The organism is Hallella faecis (assembly GCF_018789675.1).
Lineage (GTDB): Bacteria > Bacteroidota > Bacteroidia > Bacteroidales > Bacteroidaceae > Prevotella > Prevotella faecis.
Genome location: NZ_JAHKBE010000033.1, coordinates 1 through 24,130 on the forward strand (window position 1 = coordinate 1; position 24,130 = coordinate 24,130).

The window sequence follows — 24,130 nt, forward strand, 5'->3', positions numbered from 1 at the left end:
ATCCAACTGTCGACGGATCATCCTGCGAGTACGCTTGTTGGTGTGATGGCGTTGCGCAGCCCCACCCCACCGGGTTTGTCGTCTACCGTTGATTTCATGCTGTTGCGACAACTGAAGCAGACACCTCCGTCGTCGGAGGGTTCCACCTTCACCTCGATAAACGACGGGTGCTCATAGCTGACACCATGCTTGAAGGCGTTTTCCACAAAGGTGATGAGCAGCAATGGCGAAATCATCACCTTTGGCAACTGGCGTGGCAGGTCCACATCGATTTGCACATCGTTGGCATAGCGAATGCGCATCAGGTCCACATAGTGGCCGATGAAGTCGACCTCGCGCTGCATAGGCACCAGCGATTTGTCGCCCTCGTAAAGCAGATAGCGCATCAGTTGCGACAGCACCTCAATGGTATGCTTGGCCTCTTCGGGGTCGATGTCGACCAAGGCATGTATGTTGTTGAGCGTGTTCATGAAGAAATGGGGACTCACCTGATACTTCAGATACTCCAACTGCTGTTGCAGGTTTTCGCTTTCGAGCGCCTTCATGCGCTTACGAACACCTGCCGATCGGTAGAAATACTTCGTGGTGATGTTCAATCCCAAGAGCAGCACCATGACGATAAAGCTCACCGTTTCGCGTTCACCGAAGATAAACGGGCGTCCCAAGCGACGCGGATGGGGACCGCGCATGGGGCGCCGCGGATACTGGGGGCCTTCCATAGGATGGCCTTTCTCGATGGCTCCCACCTTGTCGGGCCATCCCCGACGCTCCTCGTCCATGTGCCGTTCCGCACCGGGCTGGAAGGGATGGATGGGGCGTGTGGAGCAGAGATACAACTCGAAGCCCGCCAATCCCACCACCACGATGACGCCGTAAAGCCATTTGCGCCCACCGTAGACAAGCAGGGGCGCTATCAGGAAGTTGTGGATGACGAAGTAAACAGCAAACATCGACAACACCCGCCACGACATACACACGCCAAACCAGTCGTAGGTTGACTGGTGCAAGACCGCATTTTGCGCATACATCGACAGTAAGGGCGCTATGAACAATAGCGTCCACAGGGCGGCATAGACAAGGAGCTCGGTCTTCTTCTGCCCGTTGAGGATGGAGTTAATGAGTTTCACTCTACTATTAACGTTTAAGGATTTCACTTTAGTATATATACGTTGCAGGTTCTTTCGAGGGTTGGGCTCATGCCCATTCGTATGGACGGGTTCACAGCCATTGGATTGAAAATGGGAAAAACCCATTGGCTTCCGACGTTCTCACAACGCCCGCTGCCGGGTTTTTCCCTATCGATTCTATGAAAAGCAGTCTGTTTTTTATTGATCGCTAAATTAGTGGGGGATTACTAATTATGGGTAGCACTGCTTGGATATTTATGATGTTTATAAGAGTTCTGTTTGTTCTGATAGGGTGATCTATCTTGTACGGGGCTTGTCGGTGCCATCCGCCTTGCGAGCCTGTGAGCCTTGCCGTGACGGTGGTCGGCGACGATCCGCTCGTGTGGGTGCAACTGCTTCCCGACGCCAGCCCCACCATGGCTTGCTCCACCGCTTGGCCTTTCCACAGGGGGAATGTGTGGACAAGGCCTGGGTGGCGCTTGTGTCTGCGTTTGTTGGTAAAGATAACACATTTGCAAGGTTTCTTCCAACTTTATTCAACGAACACCCTCTGTTTTTCAACCAACGGTCAACCGATAACGCCAATATGCTGACACATTGCGTTTTAGCGCACGGAAAATGGGGCAAAAGGAGCCAATTAACAAATTCAAACGCCTTTTGTTTCTCTATGTCGGCCATTTGAGCTACCTTTGCACCATCAAGATTCAGATAACGCCATGCCACACATCCTTATCGTAGAAGACGACCTCACCTTTGCCACCATGATGCAAACCTGGTTGCGCAAGAAGGGATTTGATGTCGACCGGGTGAGCTCGGTCAGCGCCGCCGCGCGCCAACTGACCGACACGCCCAACTTCGACCTCATCCTTTCCGACCTTCGCCTGCCCGACCACGACGGTTTGTTTCTGCTCGAATGGATGCGGAAACACAACCTGCGCATACCGTTCATCGTGATGACGAGCTACGCCGAGGTGCAAAATGCGGTGCTGGCCATGAAGACCGGCGCCAGCGACTATATTGCCAAACCGGTACAGCCCGACATCCTGCTGCAGAAGATTCGCGACGCCCTCAGCACACCTGAGCCAGCACCCACGCCGCAACCCGCCACGCCTGCGCCGGAAGCCAAGGCCCAAGAGCCCACGGCCGACGTGCCGCGCTACATAGAAGGCAAGAGCGAGGCGTCGCGCCAACTCTACGAATATGTGGGCCTTGTGGCGCCCACACCCATGTCGGTGCTCATCCTGGGCGCCAGCGGCACGGGCAAGGAGTATGTGGCGCGCCGCATCCATGAACTGAGTCCGCGCCGCGACAAGCCGTTCTTCGCGCTCGACTGTGGCGCCATTCCCAAGGAGGTGGCGGCATCGGAGTTTTTCGGATACGTGAAGGGCACCTTCACCGGGGCCACCACCGACAAGACGGGCGCCTTCGTGGAGGCCAACGGCGGCACGCTGTTTCTCGATGAGGTGGGCAACCTGTCGTATGATGTGCAGGTGCAACTGCTGCGCGCCCTGCAGGAGCGCAAGGTGCGCCCACTGGGTGGCGCCCACGAGATAGACGTCGACATTCGATTGGTGTGCGCCACCAATGGCGATTTGGCCAGTCTGGTGGCCGACGGACAGTTTCGCGAGGACCTCTACCACCGCATCAACGAGTTTACCATCTACATGCCTGAGCTCAAGGATCGCGGCACCGACATCTTCCTCTTCGCCGATCTCTTCATCAAGCATGCCAACGCCGACTTAGGGCGCGACGTGATAGGTCTCGACGACAAGGCGAGCGAGCGCATCGCCTCCTACGCATGGCCGGGCAACCTGCGCGAGCTGAACAATGTGATGCGACGCGCCACACTGCTGGCCAAGGGCAAGCATATCGGCCTGTCGGACCTCGAGCGCTCCATGGCGCCCTCCACGCCCACCGAACCGCTCGCGCTCCACGACGAGCTGACGGAGCAGCAACGCATAGAGGCCGCCCTGCGCGCCACAGGCGGCAACAAGAGCAAGGCGGCGCAACTGTTGGCCGTTGACCGCAAGACCTTATACAACAAGATGAAGCGCTACGGCATGGACTAAGCCATAGCCCATGCCGCGCAATGAAGGATAATGCATACAGCATGAGGGTGGCCCACTTCAAATACCGGATGAACCATTAATATTCCTTAAACAAACCCATTTTTGAGATTATCTCGAAGTATAGTTAGTAATATTTTTGTATTTTTGCAAAGTATACTTTAAGATATTTCTGTATGGACAAGCAAATCATCAAGAATATCATCATTGAGAAGCAAGTAGCCATCCCAAACTACAAACTGGTTCACCGAGATTTCCTTTTCGGCGATAAGTCGAATTATGTCCTCGTAGGTCTCAGACGAGCAGGTAAGTCCTACTTGCTGTATCAGGATATTCAGACCAGACTCAACAAAGGCGAACAGTCGGCCCAAGATATTCTCTACATCAACTTTGAGGATGAGCGCTTGTCATCCCTCAAGGCAGAAGAACTGGGCATCATTCTGGATTCCTACATGGAACTATATCCAGGCAAACATCCCCTCGTCTATCTTGATGAAATTCAGAATGTGGAAGGCTGGGAGAAATTTGCCCGTCGCCTGGCAGATTCCCAATATCGCGTGATGATTACAGGCAGCAACGCCAAGATGCTGGGCAAGGAAATGTACTCTACACTTGGAGGAAGATACATTCCGAAGGAAATTTTTCCTTTTTCGTTTGCAGAATACCTGATCTATCACCAAGTGGAACCATGTGATAACTGGGAGTATAACCAGCAGGTAAAATCAATTGTATCCAACTATTTTGATTCCTATTTTTACGAAGGAGGAATAGCAGAATCGTTTGAGCAACCCGACAAACGGGAATACCTCAATGCCCTGTATCAGAAGATCCTGATTGGCGACATCGTGGAGAGAAACAACATTCGCAATTCAAGGGTATTCCGCTTTTTGGCTAAAAAACTTGCCGATAGCGTGATGCAGCCTTCTTCCCTGACCAGATTGCAACACATGGTGAAATCTACAGGAGACACCATCAGTTTGCCAGCCCTGAAGGATTATTTGGAATACATGCAAGATGCGTATCTCTTCTTCCCGATTCCGAATCTGGTTTCACCTATGACAGAACAGGCAACGCTTCAAAAAAGATACGTTGCCGATAATGGAATACTCAACCTGTTCCTGTTTCAGGGGGAAACAAAGCTATTGGAGAATATGGTGGCAATAGAACTGAACAGAAGATTCAGAAACACTACGGAAGAAACTCTCCTCTATTATTTCAACAAAAATATAGAGATTGATTTCTGCGTTCCATCTGCTCAGTTGGCCATTCAGGTATCATATAATCTGAATGACGAGGCTACCTACGAGCGAGAAGTGGGAGCTCTCATCAAATTCCTGAAAGCCTTTCCTGGCTATCACGGCTACATCATTACCCGCGACTACGAGACGCAGATAGAGACAGATGGCCATACGATAGAGGTGGTACCTATCTGGAAATGGCTGTTGCAAAGTAGATAGAGCCATAAGATGTGGATAAACAAAGCAGAAACTTTCCTTCTTAAAAGGAAATAACATCCCGTTTCTTTCCTTTTAAGAAGGAAACTTTGTGTCAGTTGCAACCGAGAGCAGGAATCTACATATTAGCAATGAATCGCGACAATTACCTACATTCGCCGTTTTGGGAGATGAAACAAGCATGGGGCAGCATTACGCACCATGCGGTTAACAACACCCCGAAACACTTATAGACATAAGAAAAGAACCAACAAACATCCCCCTGATTTAACATTTATCCGTCGGCAAGCGTACGGCAGGGCGCAAATACGCGATTCTTACGCAATTTAGCAACCACCTAACAATCAGCTACTTACCAACTAAAGTTCCCATTCTTCTCCTCTCACGTCACAGTCCACACTGCGAAACATGGCCTTTCGCGGTGCGGAACATGCCGTTTCGAGGCTCCATACCTTCCTAACCGCAGTGCGAAACATGCCCAACCTTGACTCGATTGGGCATCTTTCGCACTGCGGTGGCTCATTTTCAAAGTCATGATCGCATAAAAAGGGCGTTTTTGTTCGCTGGTTCAACCGAAATCGCCACACCACTTTTTTACCAAAATTCCCAACATCATCACATTCCGCTCAGGGGCGGAGCAAGCCACGGCACCTACAGGCCTACCGCGCCCCATGGCCTTGGCGCAGGGTAAATTGTCTTGTAAATCAGCAAGTTGTTTTTCCAAGCGCTTATTCATTTTTATGCCTTTCCACTTGGAAGTTATATAAAAAGGTGTTATCTTTGCAATCAATTAGTGTGCAAAATACAATTAGATAATCTACCACCACTCCGCACACACCAAAAAGCAGATGCGCAAGGCGTGAGCCTTTCAGCGCAAACAGACTATCGATCATTCAGAAAACATCCTAAAACACTCTACACAATGAACCACCGTTTCATCCTTGCCACGCTATTGTCAGCGCTATTTTGGGCGGCACCAGCGTCGGCATCCACACCGAAAAACAAGTATGCGGGTTACCTCTTTGCCTATTTTGAGGGCACTGGCGAGGGCAAACTGCAGGAACATCTGCGCTTTGCCATCAGCAAGGACGCCAAGGATTGGTATGCGCTCAACAACAACCGCCCCATCGTAAGCAGCGACACCATCTCCACCAGTGGCGGCATTCGCGACCCCCATATACTGCGGGGCGCCGACGGTTACTATTACATCGTGGCAACCGACATGAACACCGCGAAGAACGGATGGAAGGACAACCCCGGCATTGTGATGATGCGATCGGCCGACTTGGTGCATTGGAGCCATAGCAAGATTGTGCTGAAGGAGGCTTACAAGAACTTCGCCGACGCCTACTGGGTGTGGGCGCCGCAAACCATCTACGACCGCAAGGCCAAGAAATACATGGTTTACTTCACCTTGCAGCGCACGGGCGACGGCCGCAAGAGCCTCATCACCTATTACGCCTACGCCAACAACAACTTCACGGGCTTCGAGAGCGAGCCGAAGGTGCTGTTCTCTGCCAAATACGGAAGCATCGACAACGACATCATTGAGCGCAACGGCGTGTACCACTTGTTCTACAAGGGCAACATCAAGAACGCCGAGGGCAAGGAGATACAGAACGGCATACAGATGGCTACAGCCAAGAAACTCACCGGACCCTGGAAGGAAGACTTCAAGTTTATCGACGCCTACGCCAACCAAAAGACGGGCGTTGAGGGATCGGGCGTGTTCCCCCTCAACGACGGCAGCGGCTATGTGCTGATGTACGACCTCTATGGCTCGGGCCGCTACGAGTACCAAACCTCGCGCGACCTGAAGACGTTCACGCAGAAGCCGCAGTCGTTCCGCAAGGATTTCGCCCCCCGCCACGGCACCGTCATACCCATCACGGCCAGCGAGATGGAGCGCCTCCAAAAGCAGTGGGGCTACGTCATGGAGCATGAGTACACGGCCAAGGGCAACCCCCTCTTCACCCACATGCACACCGCCGACCCCGCGGCGCTCGTTGAGAACGACACGCTGTGGCTCTTCACGGGCGTTGACGAGCCTGGACAGCACGGCACCTACGTCATGAGGAAGTGGGCCGTGTTCTCCACTACCGACCTCCGTCACTGGACGCAATACCCCACACCGCTCTACGTAACCGACTTTAAGTGGGCCAAGAGCAAGCAGGCCTACGCCGGGCACGTGGTGGAGCGCGGAGGCAAATACTATTGGTACGTGTCGACCAACTGGTGTGGCATTGGCGTGGCCGTGGCCGACAAGATCACCGGTCCCTACAAGGACGCACTGGGCAAGCCGCTGCTCACCAACGACGACTGCTTCGCATCGACCCACTCATGGGCCTGCATCGACCCGGCGGTCTACATCGACGACGACAGCACGGCCTACCTCATCTGGGGCAACCGCGAGTGTTACATCGCCAAACTGAAGGACAACATGACCGAGATTGTGCCGGGAAGCATCAAGCAGATCGACCTCGGCACCGACCATCCGTTCACAGAGGCGCCTTGGGTGCATAAGTACAACGGCAAGTATTACCTCACCTACGCATCCGAATGGCCTGAGAAGATAGCCTATGCCATGGCCGACAGCATGGAGGGCCCGTGGAAGCCGATGGGCGTCATCTCGGAGATTGCCGGCAACAGCAACACCACCCATCCGGCCATTGTCAACTTCCGCGACCAGTGGCTCTTCCTCTCCCACAACGGTGCGCTGCCCGATGGCGCCAGCTACAGCCGCAGCGTCATCATCGAGCCCATGGCTTACCGCGCCGACGGAACCATCAGGCCCATTCCGGCCACTGCCAAGGGTGTGAGCGCACAGGGCAACCCCATTCTCAATGGGTTCCACGCCGACCCTGAGTTTCTCTATTCCAACAAGACCAAGCGCTATTATATCTACTCCACCACCGACGGAAAGCCGGGTTGGGGAGGATGGAAATACTACGCCTACTCGTCGGCCGACCTGAAGGAATGGCGCTGCGAGGGTGTGGTGCTCGACGCCAAGAACGGACAGATACCCTGGGCCAACGGCAACCTCTGGGCACCCGCTGCCGAGGAGGTGATGACCGCCAAGGGCTACAAATACTTCCTCTACTACAGCGCGCAGCCCAAGGATGGCGGGCACAAGCAGATGGGTGTGGCCGTGGCCGACGCGCCCACTGGCCCGTTTGTCGACCTCGGCCATCCGCTCATCAGCAAGGAGCCGGAGGGATTCCACGGTCAGCTCATCGACGTCGACGTGTTTGTAGACCCCGTGAGCAAGAAGCCTTACCTCTACTGGGGCAACGGCATGATGGCGGGAGCCGAGCTCAACGCCGACATGACCAGCATCAAGGAGGAGACCATCACGCTCATGACACCGAAGGGTGGATCGCTCCGCGACTACGCCTACCGTGAGGCGCCCTACGTGTTCTACCGCAACGGACTGTACTATTTCATGTGGTCGGTCGACGACACGGGATCGCCCAACTACCACGTGGCCTACGGCACATCGACCTCGCCGCTCGGCCCAATCAAGGTGGCCGACAAGCCGGTGGTGCTGCAGCAAGATGCGCAGCGCGAAATCTATGGCACGGCCCACAACTCGGTCATCCAGGTGCCAGGAACCGATGAGTGGTACATCGTGTACCATCGCATCAACAAAGACTGGCTCCGCCACCAACCAGGCGTGCACCGCGAGACCTGCATCGACCGCCTCTACTTCAACGCCGACGGAACCATCAAGCCCGTAGTGCCCACCGAGTAACGGCGGGCGGCAACGCCAAACCGAACAGTTCTTCCAATGACATTACCCCATGCCATGCGGGGCAACCCCTTATGGGGATGTGGCTCACATGGCATGGGGGTTCCTTTTCAACCCAAACCTACTGCAAAAACCATCTACCAACCATGCAATTTCGAAGAATCATTGTAGCTGCCTGGCTCTTCGCCACAACCCTGGCGGCACAAGCCCAGGCGCTTCTCTACCCACAACATTTCAACCTCAGTGAGGTAACCCTGCTCGACAGTCCGTTTCGGACGGCGCGCGACTTGAACAACCACACCCTGTTGGCCTACGACGCCGACCGCCTCATGGCGCCTTTCATTCGTCAGGCGGGTCTCGACAAGCAGACGGGCAAGTACCAAGGCTGGCTCGACAAGCACCCTTCGTTCACCAACTGGGGCCTGAGCAACTGGTCGCTTGAGGGGCATGTAGGTGGCCATTACCTTACGGCGCTGGCCTTAGCCTACGCCTCACTCAACCACGAGGGAGCGTCGACCGAAGAGCAGGCGGTGCGCCAGCAACTCAAGGAACGACTCGATTACTGCCTCAACATACTCCACGACTGCCAAGAAGCCTACGCCAACGACGCAACGGGCTTGAAGGGATTCATTGGCGGACAACCGCTCAACGACATGTGGCGTAAACTCTATCGTGGCGACACATCAGCCTACACACAGTTTGGCGGATGGGTTCCGCTCTACTGTCAGCACAAGGTGCTGGCCGGCTTGCGCGACGCTTATCTCTACGCTGGAAGCCTCAAGGCCAAAGAGATGTTCCGCAGCCTGTGCGATTGGACAATCGAGGTGGTGAACCGCTACACCAACATCGAGAACCTGCTCAACAGTGAGCATGGTGGCGTAAATGAGACATTGGCCGACGCCTATGCCCTGTTTGGCGACGACAAGTATCTGGAGGGCGCCAAGAAGTACTGTCATCAACAGATGATAAACGGCATGGCAAACTACAACACAACATTCCTCAACAACAAACACGCCAACACCCAGGTGCCCAAATACATCGGATTTGAGCGTATCTGCCAATTAACAAGAGGAGCCGAACCGGCCAATTATGAATCGGCAGTACACAACTTCTGGACCGATGTGGCACAAAACCGAACGGTTTGCATCGGCGGAAACAGTGTGGACGAGCACTTCTTGCCCGCCACAGAAGCGGGTCGATACATAGCGAACCTCAACGGACCCGAGACATGCAACTCCAACAACATGCTCAAACTCTCGGAAGACCTATTCGACGACACTCACGACGCACGCTACGCCGACTTCTACGAAAACACACTTTACAACCACATCCTGGCCACACAAGATCCAACAACAGGCGGATATGTTTACTTCACCACACTGCGCCCACAGGCATACCGAGTATATTCGCAGGTGAACCAAGGCATGTGGTGCTGCGTGGGAACGGGCATGGAGAACCACGCCAAGTATGGGCACTTCATCTACACCCATTCGACCGTGGGCAGCGACACGCTCTTTGTGAACATCTTCATCGCCTCGGAGCTACACAACGACAAGTATGGCATACTGCAGGAAACAAGATTCCCCTATGAGCCAAAAACACGACTGACCGTCACACGTCCCGGAAAGTTTGTCATCGCCGTGCGCCAGCCAGCATGGGCCAGCGCCGACGGGAAGGCCACTTACACCTGCTACGACCGCTCATGGAAGAAAGGCGACACGCTGAACGTGGATCTGCCCATGACCTTGCGCATGGAGCCCTGCCCCAACCTGCCACAGTATGTGGCGTTCAAGTATGGGCCCATCCTGCTGGCGGGTCGCACCACAGCGCGCACCCAGGCCGAGGCCGACACCACAGGCCTGGCCTATGAGGTGCTTCAAGGCGAATATGCGGGTGAAGGACGCATGGACCACGCACCAGGATCGGTGGCCACGCCCCTGCAGCTCACCACCTCGCCCCTGCTTCTCTGCGACCGCTCACAAGTGCTCGGCATGGTACAGAAAATCGACACAGCCCGACTGATGTTCGCCATTCGCGGTCCGCAGGGTGTGGAAAACGCCTCGCGATCGATGTTCAACACCGTGCCATCGATTACCATGGAGCCTTTCTTCAGCCTACACCACTCGCGCTATTGTGTGTATTGGTACCAGCAGAGTGTGGCCGATTTCGCCAAGAGCGACCTCGCAGCGGAGGAGCAACTGGCCGCCGAACTGCAAAAGCGAACGCTCGATTATGTGGGAACAGGCGAGCAACAGAGTGAGGCCGGACACGACGCCAACTACTCGGCCAACTCCACCAAAGGGTCGTACAACGGTGAGTTCTACCGCGACTGCGGACAGGGCAACGAAGGATATGTGGAATACACGCTGACCATTCCCGAGGAACGCTATAACGAGTTGGCCCAAAGTGGCGACGCCCTGACGGTGATGTGCCGCTTCACCGTGGCCGACAAGGGGCGAAAGGCCAAGGTGAGCGTGGACGGAACGGAGGTGGCGAACGTTACTATTCCGTCGAATGTGGCCAACAAAGACCCGAAAGGCTTCTACAACGACGAATATCGATTGCCACGACAGGTAGCGTATGGAACCAACGGTAAGCTGAAACGACGCTTCGTGTTCCGCATCGAGCCTGCCGAAAACGGCACCATGTGCCCAGGACTCTACTACCTGCGCCTGCTCGTGGCAAAGCCTGTGAAGGTGGAAGGGGTGCCCTACGCCTTCCACGCCTCCGACTGGGTGTCGGGCGACGAGGCACGTGTGAAGCAAGCTAACATCAGCTATGACATGCAGGCCAACACCATCAAGGTGAAAGCGACGGGAGCGCAAAACACGGCCTTGCAACTGGCAAAGGTGCACTCGGGATGCTACTACATCCCTGCCGAGCATCCCTACCTATGTGTCACGGGAAGCCATCTGTCTACCGCAACCTCAGCTCACCAGATGTGGTTTCATGCAGGCAAATGGATCAACATTGTCAACCCCGTCAAGGTGGTCGACGCAGGCAATGGACTACAAACGGTGGTGTGGGACATGACGCAGCACATGGCATACCTCGATCCCGTGCCCTTGGCCACCACGGAGACGTTTATCACCAACTTCGGACTGACCAACACTACGGGCGAGACGGTCGTTTCCGACATCAGCTATCAGGCTGAGATTCCCGCAAAGGGATGGGCCACAGGCATTGCCGGAACTACTATCGGGAACAAAGCCAACCACGCCTTCAATTCTACTTATAACCTCGCAGGCCAACAGTTGCAACATCCGCAGCGAGGTGTCAACATTATAAACCACAAGACCGTGGTGCTGAAATGACGCAAAAAGGGCAAGCCCCCTCAGTGGGAGCTTGCCCTTTTCTTGTTAGGCTCATGCCTTTTGTATTACTTAACTTCTATGCTCTTCACGTTTTCCTTCTTCTCTTCCTTGGCCATCTTAGGAATCTCGATGGTCAGCACACCGTTCTTCACCTCAGCGGTAACCTTCTCCTGGTTGGCGTCCTCAGGGAGAGCGTAACTCTGTGAGTAATTAGAATAAGAGAACTCGCGACGCAAGTAGTGCTCGTCCTTCTTCTCCTCCTTACGCTCGTCCTTGTGCTCGATGGACACATTCAGATAACCATCCTTGTCGATGTTCATCTTAACCATGTCCTTCTTCAAGCCCGGGGCTGCCACTTCCATGGTGTAACCTGTGGCGCTCTCCTTCACATTAACAGCAGGTGCGGTGGCGTTCATGCGCGGCATCAAGTCGGTATCGAATACGCTGTCATCAAACCAACTGTTCAACCAATTAGATACACTGTTGTTGTTTCTACGAGCTAATAACATAATGTTTTACCTCCAATTTTGTTTTTCTCGTCCTCTCTTCGTCTTTCGAGTCGGTCGGGATTTCTGTTTGTTCGTTGTTTATCGTTTGTTTGGGTCGCCTCTCTGCTCGTCGCCTCACCGGCTTCTTGCAAATGCGAGCCCCAACTGCGGCCTCGAAACTGGAGGGGTGGTTGAAGTCCCAATTGTTAATAGTTTTGGCCTCTCGCCTCCCGAGCCTCTCGGCTTTGGTTTTCACCCATCATCATGCAATATGCATGCCAAAGGCACGACGGTGCAAGGATGGCGCGTTTTGACAAGGTTGGCACAACATTCATGCCTGTTTGACACGAATGTTTAAATATTTTAAGCATTAAAAGCCCCACATTACGCCTTGCGGTTGGATAGTTTTCGCATTGTGGGTTCGCCAACAAGCGCGTGGCGGTTCACTAACCATTTATCCCCCAATCGGTCATTAGATCCTAACAACCCACCAATTTCGGTCTAATGACTGATTGGGGATTATGAATGGACCCTAAAAAAAGCGGCTGCAAAACAGCCGCTTGATGGGGCATGCCCTCACGATAAGCACTTGGAGGGCATGGATGCTCACGGGCACGGCGTCGCCAAAAAACGTTGCGACGCCATGCATGAGCGCTGGGGGAATAGGGGTTATCCGCAATGGAAGAACGTCTTCACGAGCTTCTCCATCTCCTGGTCGTTGCCAGCGATGTCGCTGCGAAGGGTGCGGTCGGCGAAGCCACGGAGCTGGGCCTCTATGCCGTCGATCATGGCCGGACTGAACACACCGTGCTGCTCAAACACCGCACGCTGCTTCTCCAGGCAGTCGGCCGATGCCTCGCAGCTGTCGGGCAACTGAGCCAGGGCGCCCACGCGGTCGGCGTTCTCGGCGTCGTGGATATTATAGTTCACGTAAGTCTTCTCGGCCACCTGCAGGGCGTCGGGCATCTCAAAGCCGTGGCGGCATGCCACACACAGGCCAGCGATGAGCTGATAGATGTCGGCTGAGCCGTCGGGAGAACGCATCTCCACGGTCTGCTTGAGCGAGGTGTCGAAGTGTTTCTCGGCCTCGAGCGGGTTGGCCATGCTGCACATGTCCCTGTTGGAGGTCCAGCCCAGCGGCACTCTGACGAGCACTGAGCGGTTGCAGTCGCCCCAACACACGTTGGTGGGAGCCTCCTGGTGAGGAACCAAACGGAAGTAAGAGGTGGGGGTCTTGTTGCCGAAGGCGGTGATGGCGGGAGCCACGTCCATCATTCCGGCAATCATGGTGCAAGCCTCGGGGCTCAGGCGACCGTCGCGGATCATCATGTTCTTGCCGTCCTTCATGATGCGCATGTGGATGTGGAGACCCGATCCGGCCTTGCCGGTGGTGATCTTCGGAGCGAACGTAACGTTCAGGCCCATCTCGGCGGCCACGTTGCGAATCACCCACTTGGCAATCATCAGTTGGTCGGCGCTGGTCTGTGCGTCGACGGGCAGGAACTCAATCTCGCCCTGCTCATATATGTATCCGTCCTGCTGGAAGTTGCCCACCTCCGAGTGGCCATACTTAATTTGGCCGCCCGTGCGTGCGATATAGTCCATGCACTTGGTGCGGAAGGCTGTGGTCTTGGCAAAAGGCGACGACTCGTGGTAGCCGCGCTGGTCGACGGCGGGGAAGGTGCCATCGTCGGGAATCATCACGTAGTACTCCAACTCGCCCATGGTGTGGAACTCCATGCCGGTCACCTCGGTGAAGGCGCGAGTGGCCTTGGCAAGCGTGTGCTCGGGTGAGCTCTCCAGCGGACGGCCGTCCTTATCGAAGAACGAGGCCAGCATGCAGATCGTGGGAACCTCGGCAAACGGGTCGATGAATGCGGTGCGGAAACGCGGAACGACGTAAAGGTCGCTGCTGCCAGCACTGATAAACGAGAAAAGGCTCGATCCGTCGACGCGCTCACCACAGGTGAGGATGGTCTCAAGATAGTTGAGGTTATTGATGACGAAGTTCAAGGTCTTCAACTTTCCGTCGCCGGCGGGATACATGAAGTTCACCATTCGGATGTCGTTGTGACGGATGAAGTTAATAATGTCGGCCTTGGTAAACTCGCTTGCGGGTTTCTGCAAATAAGCCACCATCTCGTTGGCATTGAGCAAAAGTTCGTCGCTGTTCATAGTAACGGTTGTTTAATGGGTTGTTTAAGGTATAGTTAATTGTGATTTTCCAGGTTCGTAGCCTCTACGGCCGATAGCGCGCCATGGTGTGGGGCGTCAGCTTATCGCCAATGGGCCGTGAGTGGCTTATCCGTTGCAAATATAGCTAATAACTTGATACGCTCAAAATTTTAAATGCTTTATTTCTCGCCGATGTCAAACTATTCGCTCCTCATATAAAAAACAGGACCCGCCTCGGACGCTTCCGGGCGGGTTACCTAAATGTTTTGCAACGTACTACCTAATAAATAAACCAAATAAAATTTGATGGTGCAAAAATACACTTTTTCCTTGATACTTCCTAACAAAACCGTCTATAAAAATAGTAAAATCGTATAGATCGGTACTATTTTAACAAGATTAGTACGTTTTTTACACTTATAAAGCACAAAAAATGAGTAACTTTGCAAAAGAGCGGGGTAAATACCGCCTACTAAAACGCAATCACCAACTAAGCCTATGCGCCATTTTTTGAAAACAATGCTACTGCTCGTGGCTGCCGTTTGGCCTTTCGCCATGCAAGCCAAGAGCTACCAAGTGAAATCGCCTTCAGGGCGCGTTTCAGCCACCGTAAACCTCGATAAGGGCGCCACAATCACCGTGGCTCTCGACGGACACACGCTCCTCAAGGGCGCGAACATCAATCTTTTGCTCAACGACGGCCAGGCCGCGCTCCAGGGCGACCGGGGCGTGAAGGCCAAGCGCACCAAGGCCAGCCATACCATCGACGCGCCGTTCTACCGCCAGCGCCAGTTCCGCTTTGAGGCCAACCAGCTCGACCTGCTCGCACCCACGGGCTTCGGACTGCGCGTCGTAGCCTCCAACGAGGGTGTGGCCTACCGCTTTTATACCACACGCACGGGAGAAACGGTTGTCAAGAACGAGTCGGCGCAGTACCAGTTTGGCAACAACCGACGCGCGTGGCTCTCGCCATCGACCAACGTGAAGAACCCGTTCCAAATGGCATTCCAGAACATTTACCACGACACCACGCTCGACACGCTCAGCACCGTGCCCTCGTTCCTGCCGGCCACCGTCGACTGTGGACAGGCCAAGGTGACGCTGCTCGAGAGCGACGCCCATGCCTATCCGGGCATGTGGGTCGAGGCCGACGGAAAGGGCTCATTGAACGCGCTCTTCGCCCCCTACCCCACACGCATGGACTACCATCCTTGGCGACGCATGACCTACGTGGCCGAGACGGCCAATTACATCGCCACATCCAAGGGCGCCCGCGTCTATCCCTGGCGTATCATGCAGATCAGCGAGAAAGATGCCGACATGCCCACGGCCAACATGGTGTATGCCCTGGCTGAGCCCAACCGCATCGGCGACACGTCGTGGATCAAGCCGGGTAAGGTGAGCTGGGACTGGTGGAGCGATTGGAACCTCGAAGGGGTGGATTTTCGCGCCGGAATTAACACCAACACCTATTTATATTATATAGACTTCGCAGCGAAGCACAAGCTCGAATACATCATCCTCGATGAGGGATGGTACGACTCCAACAAGGGCGACATCATGCATCCCATCGCAGACGTGGACCTGCCCCGCCTCATCAGCTATGCCAACAAGCGCCATGTGGGCATCATCCTTTGGACGGTGTTCAACGTCATTGATGAGCAACTGGAGGAGGCTTGCAGCCATTACGCCAAGATGGGCGTGAAGGGATTCAAGGTCGATTTTCTCGATCGCAACGACCAAACGGCCTTTGAGATGGTGGATCGACTGGCCGACGCCTGCGCGCGCCATCACCTCGTGCTCGACCTCCACGGCATCTACACACCCACGGGACTCAACCGCACCTACCCCAACGTGCTCAATTTCGAGAGCGTGTTTGGCATGGAAGAGGTGAAGTGGGGTTCGCTGAAGAACAACCATCCGCTCTACGACGTGACGTTCCCCTTCATCCGCATGCAGTCGGGCAGTGTCGATTTCACGCCGGGCGCCTTGCGCAACGGTACACGAAAGGATTGGCTCGCCTCCTACACCAAGCCCATGAGCCAAGGCACACGCTGCCATCAGGCGGCCGAGTATGTGGTGTACGACTCGCCGCTCACCATGCTCTCGGATGTGCCTACAAGCTATGAGCGTGAGCCGCGGTTCACGAGTTTCCTCGCCAGTCTGCCCACCGTGTTCGACAAGACGACCGTCGTCGAGGGCCAGATGGGTAGCCACATCGTGACGCTGCGACAAAAAGGCAACATCTATTACATTGGCGGACTGACCAACTGGGATGAGCGCGACGTAACCATCAACCTCAATTTCCTGCCCGCCGGACAAGCCTTCAAGGCCACACTGCTCACCGACGGCATCAACGCCGACCGCAACGCCAACGACCATCGCTTCGAGGCGCGCCAGGTGTCGGCAGCCGACAGCCTCACCATCCACATGGCATCGGGCGGCGGTTTCGTAGTGGTCATCGCACCGGCCACAAGGTAACAGGCCGTGGAGAACTATCCGTAACGACAACAATAACATAAAAACATAAAACAAATCATGAGACATTCCATCATCGTGACCCTGGCGGCAGCCACGCTGCTCGCCGCTCCCGCACAAGCGCAGAAGAAAAACGCGGCGGCGGGTTATCCCATCACGCCCGTGCCTTTCACACAGGTGAAGGTGCCTGCCCAGAGCTTCTGGGGACAGCGCCTTGAGGCAAGTCGTAAGATTACCATTCCGCTCGCTTTCTCAAAGTGTGAGAGCGAGGGACGCTACAAGAACTTTGAGCGTGCCGCGCAAAACATGAAGACCCACGCCAACAATGTCGATGTGAACAAGGTGATGCCCTATTCGTTCGACGACACCGACCCGTACAAGACCATCGAGGGTGCCAGCTACATCCTCCAGACGTTCCCCGACAACAAGCTCAAGGGCTACATCGACTCGGTGCTCAACATCATCGCACTGGCGCAGGAGCCCGATGGATACCTCTACACGGCTCGCACGCAGAACTACACCCACCCTCACTCATGGGCCGGAAAGACCCGCTGGTCGAAGGAGGAGGACCTCAGCCATGAGCTCTACAACCTCGGACACATGGTGGAAGGCGCCGTGGCCCACTGGCAGGCCACAGGAAGCCGCAAGTTCCTCGACATCGCCTGCCGCTACGCCGACTGCGTGGTAAAGGAGGTAGGACCTGGAAAGGGGCAGGCTTGTGTGGTGCCGGGCCACCAGATTGCCGAGATGGCGCTCTGCCGTCTCTACCTCGCCACAGGCAACAAGAAATACTTAGACGAGGCCAAGTTCTTCCTCGACTATCGCGGAAAGACTTCCATCAAGCAGGAATACTCGCAGAGCCACAAACCTGTGGTGGAGCAAGACGAGGCCGTGGGCCACGCCGTGCGTGCCGCCTACATGTATGCCGGCATGGCTGATGTGGCCGCCCTCACAGGCGATTCGGCCTATATCCACGCCATCGACCGCATCTGGGACAACATCGTCACCAAGAAGCTGTATATCACGGGCGGTATCGGTGCTACGGCATCGGGCGAGGCCTTCGGTCCCAACTATTACCTGCCCAACATGAGCGCCTACTGTGAGACTTGCGCCGCTATCGGCAATGTCTACGTCAACTATCGTTTGTTCTTGCTCCATGGCGAGAGTAAGTACTACGATGTGCTCGAGCGCTCTCTCTATAACGGCCTTATCAGTGGTGTGAGCCTCGACGGTGGTGGCTTTTTCTACCCCAACCCGCTGGAGTCGATGGGCCAGCACCAGCGCCAGCCTTGGTTCGGTTGTGCTTGCTGCCCCAGCAATATTTGCCGCTTTATTCCTTCTCTGCCAGGCTATGTTTATGCCGTTAAGGACAACAATCTTTACGTAAACCTCTTCCTGGCCAACACCGCCACAATGAAGGTGGGTGGCAAGAGCGTCACCGTAAGCCAGCAAACGGCTTATCCTTACAATGGCGACATCACCGTGTCGGTGGTGAAGGGCGGAGGCGCCTTCGGCATGAAGATCCGCGTTCCGGGTTGGTTGAAGAACCAGCCGGTGCCTTCAAACCTCTATTCTTACTCCGACACCAAGCGCCTGGGCTACAAGGTGCTCGTCAATGGCAAGGCTGTTGAGGGCAAGGTTACTGCCGATGGCTACTACACCATCAGCCGCAAGTGGAAGAAGGGCGACAAGGTGCAGGTGCACTTCGACATGGAGCCGCGCACCGTACGCGCCAACAACAAGGTGGAGGCCGACCGTGGCATGATCGAGGTGGAGCGTGGCCCGCTGGTGTACTGTGCCGAGTGGCCCGACAACAACTTCGACATCAAGGAGGTGCTGGTCAACCAGAATCCGTCGTTCAAGCTCGGAACGAAGACCCTCGACGCCTTCATCCCTGAGGCAAGCAAGGCCAAGCTCGTCGACTGGCGTGGACAGACGCTCACCACACTGACCACCGACGCACAGACCCTGGCGTTCGACAAGGCCGGCAAACTCACCACCAAGGACGTTACGCTGACCCTCATCCCCTATTACGCATGGGCTCACCGTGGCGGCGGCGACATGAAGGTGTGGCTCGCCCAAGACCTGAAGGCCACCAATCCCTCGCAGCCCGCCACGCTCGCCAGCCAGAGCAAGATCGAGTCGTCCATGCGTTTGCCGTCGCTGCAGAGCATCAACGACCGCCTGGTTCCGAAGGACGCCACAGACCGTTCGATTCCTTACACCCACTGGTGGCCCAAGAACAACACCACCGAGTGGATCAGCTACACCTTCCCTGAGGCTGCCACCGTGCAGAGCTCAACGGTGTATTGGTTCGACGACCAGCCTTGGGGCGGTTGCTCTGTGCCCGACAGTTGGAAGCTCTACTACAAGGATACGCAAGGCCAGTGGCAGCCCGTGGAGGACGCCGACGCTTATCCGGTGGAGAAGGGTGCCGCCTGCACCGTCAACTTCAAGCCGGTGAAGACCACCGCCCTGAAGCTCGAGGTGAAGATCAACGAGCGCCTCTCAGCCGGCGTGTTCGAGTGGAGCGTGAAGTAATAGAGTAAGCCGCGTGAAGCGAAACGGCTAAGCCAATACCATCATACCGCATGAGCCCATTAGGTTCCAAAGCCTAATGGGCTTATTGGTTCATAGGCTTGATGAACACCCTGCTCAATGACAATACCGTCCAAATCATATAAAAAGCAGTCCAAATATAGTGTATGGCGTGTTATTATTGAACAAATAAGCTTACCTTTGCATCAACGGTTTGCATCGGTTTGTGCCGAATGTGGACGCTGCTAAGACAAATTTATTCTACCATATTTCATCTTTATGAACAAGAAAACTCTGATAGCCTTTTGCCTCATGGCTTCGCTCACAGCGACCGCCCAGCGGGCAAAGATCAAGACCGTTACTCCCGTGGCAGTCACTACCACTGTCGGAAAGGTGCCCATGCTGCCCTACCGTCTCTGGGTGACCTACGCTGATGGACACGGCGAATACCGACAGGTGAAATGGATGAACGCCGCACTCGAGACCGAGAAGGCGGCTGCCGACGCCAACAAGTATCCTGCCGGCTCATCCTATGATGTGCAGGGTTACATCATCGGCGACAACAAGACGGCCGCCGGGTTCCCCATCTCGGCCCATGTGAGCGTGGTGGCCACCGAGGCTCCTGTTCCGCAGCCCAAGCCCGTGGCTGAGCCGCTGCCCCTGGGGAGCGTGCAGCTCATTGGCGACAACCGCCTGACGCACAACCGAGACCTCGACATCGACCACCTGCTCACGCTCGACCCGCGCCAACAGGTTTACAACTACCGCGACACCTACGGGCTGCCCACCGACGGCTATCCCGTGAGCGACGGATGGGACTCGCCCACCACGAAGCTCAAGGGCCACGGAACGGGCCATTACCTTTCGGCCATGGCCATGGCCTACGCCAGTTGCACGGACAAGGCAAAGCGTCAGCAACTCAAGAAGAACATACAGTATGTGGTCGACCAGATGCGCCAATGCCAGGAGATGACGTTTGTTTACGACAAGCAGCTGGGCCGTTACCGCGAGGCCCGCGACCTGGCGCCCGAGAGCGAGCTCCGACAGTTGGGCGGCACATGGAAGGATTTCGATCGTTACAAGACCGACTGCGCCCACTACGGCTACGGGTACATCAACGCCATTCCCGCCCAACACTGCGCCCTCATTGAGCGCTATGCGCCCTACAACAACGAAGAGGGCGTGTGGGCCCCTTACTACACCGTGCATAAGCAACTGGCCGGACTTATCGACATCGCCAACCTCGTGGACGACAAGAAGCTCGCCGCCAAGGCGCTCGTCATTGCCAAGGACATGGGCCTCTGGGTGTGGAACCGACTGCATTACCGCACCTACGTGAAGACCGACGGCACACAGGCTGAGCGCCGCGCCAAGCCGGGCAACCGCTATGAGATGTGGAACATGTACATCGCCGGTGAGGTGGGAGGCATGCAGGAGTCGCTCGCCCGCCTGTCGGAGATGGTTGCCGACAAGACGGAGAAGGCGCATCTCATCGAGGCCGCCAACTTCTTCGACTCACCGGCCTTCTACAAGCCGTTGTCGCGCGGCATCGACGCCATCCGCGACCGCCACGCCAACCAGCACATCCCCATGATTGTGGGTGCGCTGCGCTCCTATCGTTCCAACGCCAACCCTTACTACTGGCACATCGCCGACAACTTCTGGGACCTGGTGCAGGGCCGTTACCGCTACGCCATGGGTGGCGTGGGCAATGGCGAGATGTTCCGTCAGCCTTACAAGCAGATGGTGAGCATGGCCACCAACCCCGCCGGACCCGACATCAATGAGACGTGCTGCGCGTACAATTTGGCCAAGCTTACCAAGGACCTCAACGCCTACCATCCCAACGATGCGCGCTATATGGACTATTATGAGCGCGTGCTCTACAACCAGTTGGTGGGCTCAGTGAACCCCCGCGAGTATGCCGTGCTCTACCAATATGCCGTGGGCCTCAACGCCAGCAAGCCGTGGGGCAACGAGACTCCGCAAGCCACCTGCTGCGGCGGAACGGGCGCCGAGAACCACGTGAAATACCAGGAGGCGGCTTATTTCACCGCCGCCGACACCCTCTGGGTGGCGCTCTACCTGCCCACACGCGCCACATGGCAGGGCCTGACGCTGCGCCAGGACTGCACGTTCCCCGCCCAGCGCTCCGTCATCCGTGTGGAGAAGGGCAAGAAGACGTTCACCATGAAGTTGCGTGTGCCCTATTGGGCCACCACCGGCTTCTCCGTTCAGGTGAACGGCAAGGAACTGGCCGACCATTACCAGCCGGGCTCTTACGTCACCATCGACGCACGCCGTTGGCAGAAGGGCGACAGTGTGGTGGTCAACATGCCCTTCACACGCCATCTCGACTTCACCCCCGACAAGATGGACATCACGCGCAAACAGTCGTATAAGCCCATGTGGGCGGCAGCCTTCATGAACGGCCCGCTCGTCATGGCCGCCAAGGATGTGCGCTCATGGGACGAGGCCACACTGAGCAGTGAGGCCGACGCCGACCGCCTGTCGTTTGTGCCCGACTATGATGCCGACCGCCATATCACCCATTACTTCCGCATCGACGGCGCCATCGAGGACACGGCGTATGTCGACACCACCACGCTCACCGAACTGTTGCGTGTGGCTGAGCAGCGCTTGGCTGAGCAGCAGGCGTGGGACGCCATGGAGAAGAAGGTTCCTGAGTTTGCGCCCTGGGCCAAGAATGGCATCGACGAGATGCGCTCGCGCTATGAGGCCGCCAAGGCGTTTGTGGCCAACCACAAGGGCAATGGCGCCGTGGTGGCGAGTGAGCTCAACGCCGCCCTCAGCATGATGCGCCCCGGCAACCTCGCCGAACCTGCCGACCTCAAGGAACTTCTCGAGGCGTTGCAGGCGGCACGCGCCATCGCCGCGCCCACCCAGCGCCTGAAAGACGCCATGGGTTATGCCGAAATGGTGAGAGACTATGTGAACGACGGCAGTGGCACCAAGGATCTCATCCGTCGCGGCCTCACAGGTCTGCGCGCCGCCATGCCAGCCAACTGATAATGATGTGTTCGTTGGCCAACACCTTCCCGTTGGCCAACGAACACATTTTCCCTATCACCCCTGTTGCAACAACGCACCACGAATGGCATCGTTGCACCGAAACTTTTCTCCCAACGCAAACAAACGCATGTACTGCCTTGCCGTTTGTTTGTCATTATTTGCTTGGAAAAAGCATACGCATTAGTGCCTTCCAGGATACGCATAAGTCGGGTCGCAACGGCTTACGGTCATAGGAAGGTCAAAAATTAAAGGCAGAATATCAAATTGTTCTATACATATTAAGGAGAAAGAGTGTACCTTTGCACCATAGAAACCCAATCTACCCGGCTCAAAACCGGCCGTTCCGAAAACCCAATAGCATGCGAAGACTCCTCACACTCTGCCTGGCGCTCATCGCCACACTCAGCCTGTCGGCTGCCAAGAAGAAAGCCCTGTGGCCCGACGGAACGCCCATGGACCCTTGGTTCGCCGACACCACACAGGTCGACCTCAACCAGTTGGGGCGTCGTTACGTGGTGACCGACTACGGCGTGTCGACCGACTCCACCCAGGTGCAGACACAAGCCCTGCAGCGCGTCATCGACCGTTGCGCCAGCGAGGGCGGCGGCGTGGTGGTGGTGCCGCGTGGCACGTTCCTCTCAGGCAGTTTGTATTTCCGCCAAGGCACCCACCTGCAAGTGGAGGAGGGAGGCCGGCTGAAAGGCTCCGACCGCATAGCCGACTTCGACCTTCGCACCACACGCATCGAGGGTGAGACATGCACCTACTACACCGCCCTCATGAACGCCGACGGCCTCGACGGCTTCGTCATCGCCGGTCCCGGCACCATCGACGGCAACGGCCACCACTATTGGCGCCAGTTTTGGTTGCGCCGCCAGTGGAATGCCCAATGCACCAACAAGGATGAGCAGCGCCCCCGACTGGTTTACATCTCGCGTTCGAGCCACGTCACCGTGCAAAACATCCACCTTACCAATAGTCCGTTCTGGACCAATCACCTCTACCGCTGCCACCATGTGCGCTACCTCAACGCCCACATCACCTCGCCCACCGAGGGCCTGAAGGCCCCATCGAGCGACGCCATCGACATCGACGTGTGCCACGACGTGCTGGTGAGCGGATGCTACATGAGCGTCAACGACGACGCCGTGGCGCTGAAGGGCGGCAAGGGCACGTGGGCCGACCGCGACTCGACCAACGGACCCAACCGCAACATCCTCATCGAGCGTTGCCTCTACGGCACCGTGCACGGCTGCCTGACGCTCGGATCGGAGAGCATCGAGGACCACAACGTGGTGCTGCGCCACTGCCACGCCAACAACGCCAACCGTGTGTTGTGGCTCAAGATGCGCCCCGACACGCCCCAACGCTACGAGAGCGTCAGCGTGGAGAACATCACCGGCCACACGGGATCGTTCCTCGTGGTGCGCCCATGGACCCAGTTTTTCAAGCCCGCCGACCGTGCCGACATGCCCCTCTCCGAGTGTCGCGACATACAGATCCGCGACATCCACATGGACTGCAACAACTTCTTCGACGTGGGCCTGAGCGACAAGTACCGCTTGCACGACTTCACCTTCTCCACGATCGACATCAACAACAAGCGCGGAGCGTTCGACCCCACCATCATTCCCGGCGCCAAGGTAAACGGCGTCAGGGTGAACGGCAAGAAGCTCTGACCCACTCCACCACCCCCAATCCCATCGAAT

10 protein-coding genes and 2 pseudogenes are annotated in these 24,130 nt (G+C 56.2%); 9 read left to right on the forward strand and 3 right to left on the reverse strand.

Annotated features, from left to right (window positions below; genetic code table 11):
- Positions 1-17: 17 nt before the first annotated feature.
- Positions 18-1,127 (reverse strand): sensor histidine kinase, encoded by a 1,110-nt coding sequence (locus KM934_RS13295; protein WP_215760188.1) that lies wholly within the window; start codon positions 1,125-1,127, stop codon positions 18-20.
- 716 nt (positions 1,128-1,843) lie between these two features.
- On the opposite strand from KM934_RS13295, the gene KM934_RS08485 reads away from it, so the two are divergent.
- The 5 genes and pseudogenes from KM934_RS08485 to KM934_RS08500 all read left to right on the forward strand — a co-directional run bounded on the left by KM934_RS08485 (position 1,844) and on the right by KM934_RS08500 (position 11,709).
- The gene (locus KM934_RS08485; protein WP_215760189.1) at positions 1,844-3,196 is read left to right on the forward strand and encodes a sigma-54-dependent transcriptional regulator; all 1,353 of its coding nucleotides are present in this window, start codon (positions 1,844-1,846) and stop codon (positions 3,194-3,196) included.
- Positions 3,197-3,369: 173 nt separating this feature from the next.
- A complete protein-coding gene (locus KM934_RS08490) occupies positions 3,370-4,650 on the forward strand; it encodes an ATP-binding protein (RefSeq protein WP_215760190.1) in 1,281 nt (426 codons plus the stop codon).
- Between the two features lie 919 nt (positions 4,651-5,569).
- Positions 5,570-7,423: pseudogene (locus KM934_RS08495) on the forward strand (family 43 glycosylhydrolase); the annotation flags it as partial.
- A 54-nt stretch (positions 7,424-7,477) separates the two neighbouring features.
- Positions 7,478-8,398: pseudogene (locus KM934_RS13170) on the forward strand (family 43 glycosylhydrolase); the annotation flags it as partial.
- A 143-nt stretch (positions 8,399-8,541) separates the two neighbouring features.
- Positions 8,542-11,709 carry a glycoside hydrolase family 127 protein gene (locus tag KM934_RS08500; RefSeq protein ID WP_215760191.1) on the forward strand — a complete coding sequence of 1,056 codons (3,168 nt, stop codon included), beginning with the start codon at positions 8,542-8,544 and terminating at the stop codon, positions 11,707-11,709.
- Positions 11,710-11,774: 65 nt separating this feature from the next.
- On the opposite strand, the gene KM934_RS08505 is transcribed toward KM934_RS08500, so the two are convergent.
- Both KM934_RS08505 and KM934_RS08510 read right to left on the reverse strand, forming a co-directional pair.
- Positions 11,775-12,218, reverse strand: a complete 444-nt coding sequence (locus KM934_RS08505; protein ID WP_215760192.1) for an Hsp20/alpha crystallin family protein — start codon at positions 12,216-12,218, stop codon at positions 11,775-11,777.
- Between the two features lie 648 nt (positions 12,219-12,866).
- A complete protein-coding gene (locus KM934_RS08510; RefSeq protein WP_215760193.1) occupies positions 12,867-14,372 on the reverse strand; it encodes a glutamine synthetase family protein in 1,506 nt (501 codons plus the stop codon).
- A 519-nt stretch (positions 14,373-14,891) separates the two neighbouring features.
- Between KM934_RS08510 and KM934_RS08515 the strand changes: the two genes are divergently transcribed.
- The 4 genes from KM934_RS08515 to KM934_RS08530 all read left to right on the forward strand — a co-directional run bounded on the left by KM934_RS08515 (position 14,892) and on the right by KM934_RS08530 (position 24,100).
- Positions 14,892-16,853, forward strand: a complete 1,962-nt coding sequence (locus KM934_RS08515; protein WP_215760203.1) for a glycoside hydrolase family 97 protein — start codon at positions 14,892-14,894, stop codon at positions 16,851-16,853.
- A 57-nt stretch (positions 16,854-16,910) separates the two neighbouring features.
- Positions 16,911-19,391, forward strand: a complete 2,481-nt coding sequence (locus tag KM934_RS08520) for a glycoside hydrolase family 127 protein (RefSeq protein ID WP_215760194.1) — start codon at positions 16,911-16,913, stop codon at positions 19,389-19,391.
- 276 nt (positions 19,392-19,667) lie between these two features.
- Positions 19,668-22,418: a beta-L-arabinofuranosidase domain-containing protein gene (locus tag KM934_RS08525; RefSeq protein ID WP_215760195.1), complete on the forward strand. Its 2,751-nt coding sequence runs from the start codon at positions 19,668-19,670 to the stop codon at positions 22,416-22,418.
- A 362-nt stretch (positions 22,419-22,780) separates the two neighbouring features.
- Entirely contained in the window at positions 22,781-24,100 is a 1,320-nt protein-coding gene (locus KM934_RS08530) for a rhamnogalacturonidase (protein ID WP_215760196.1), read from the forward strand.
- Positions 24,101-24,130: the final 30 nt, after the last annotated feature.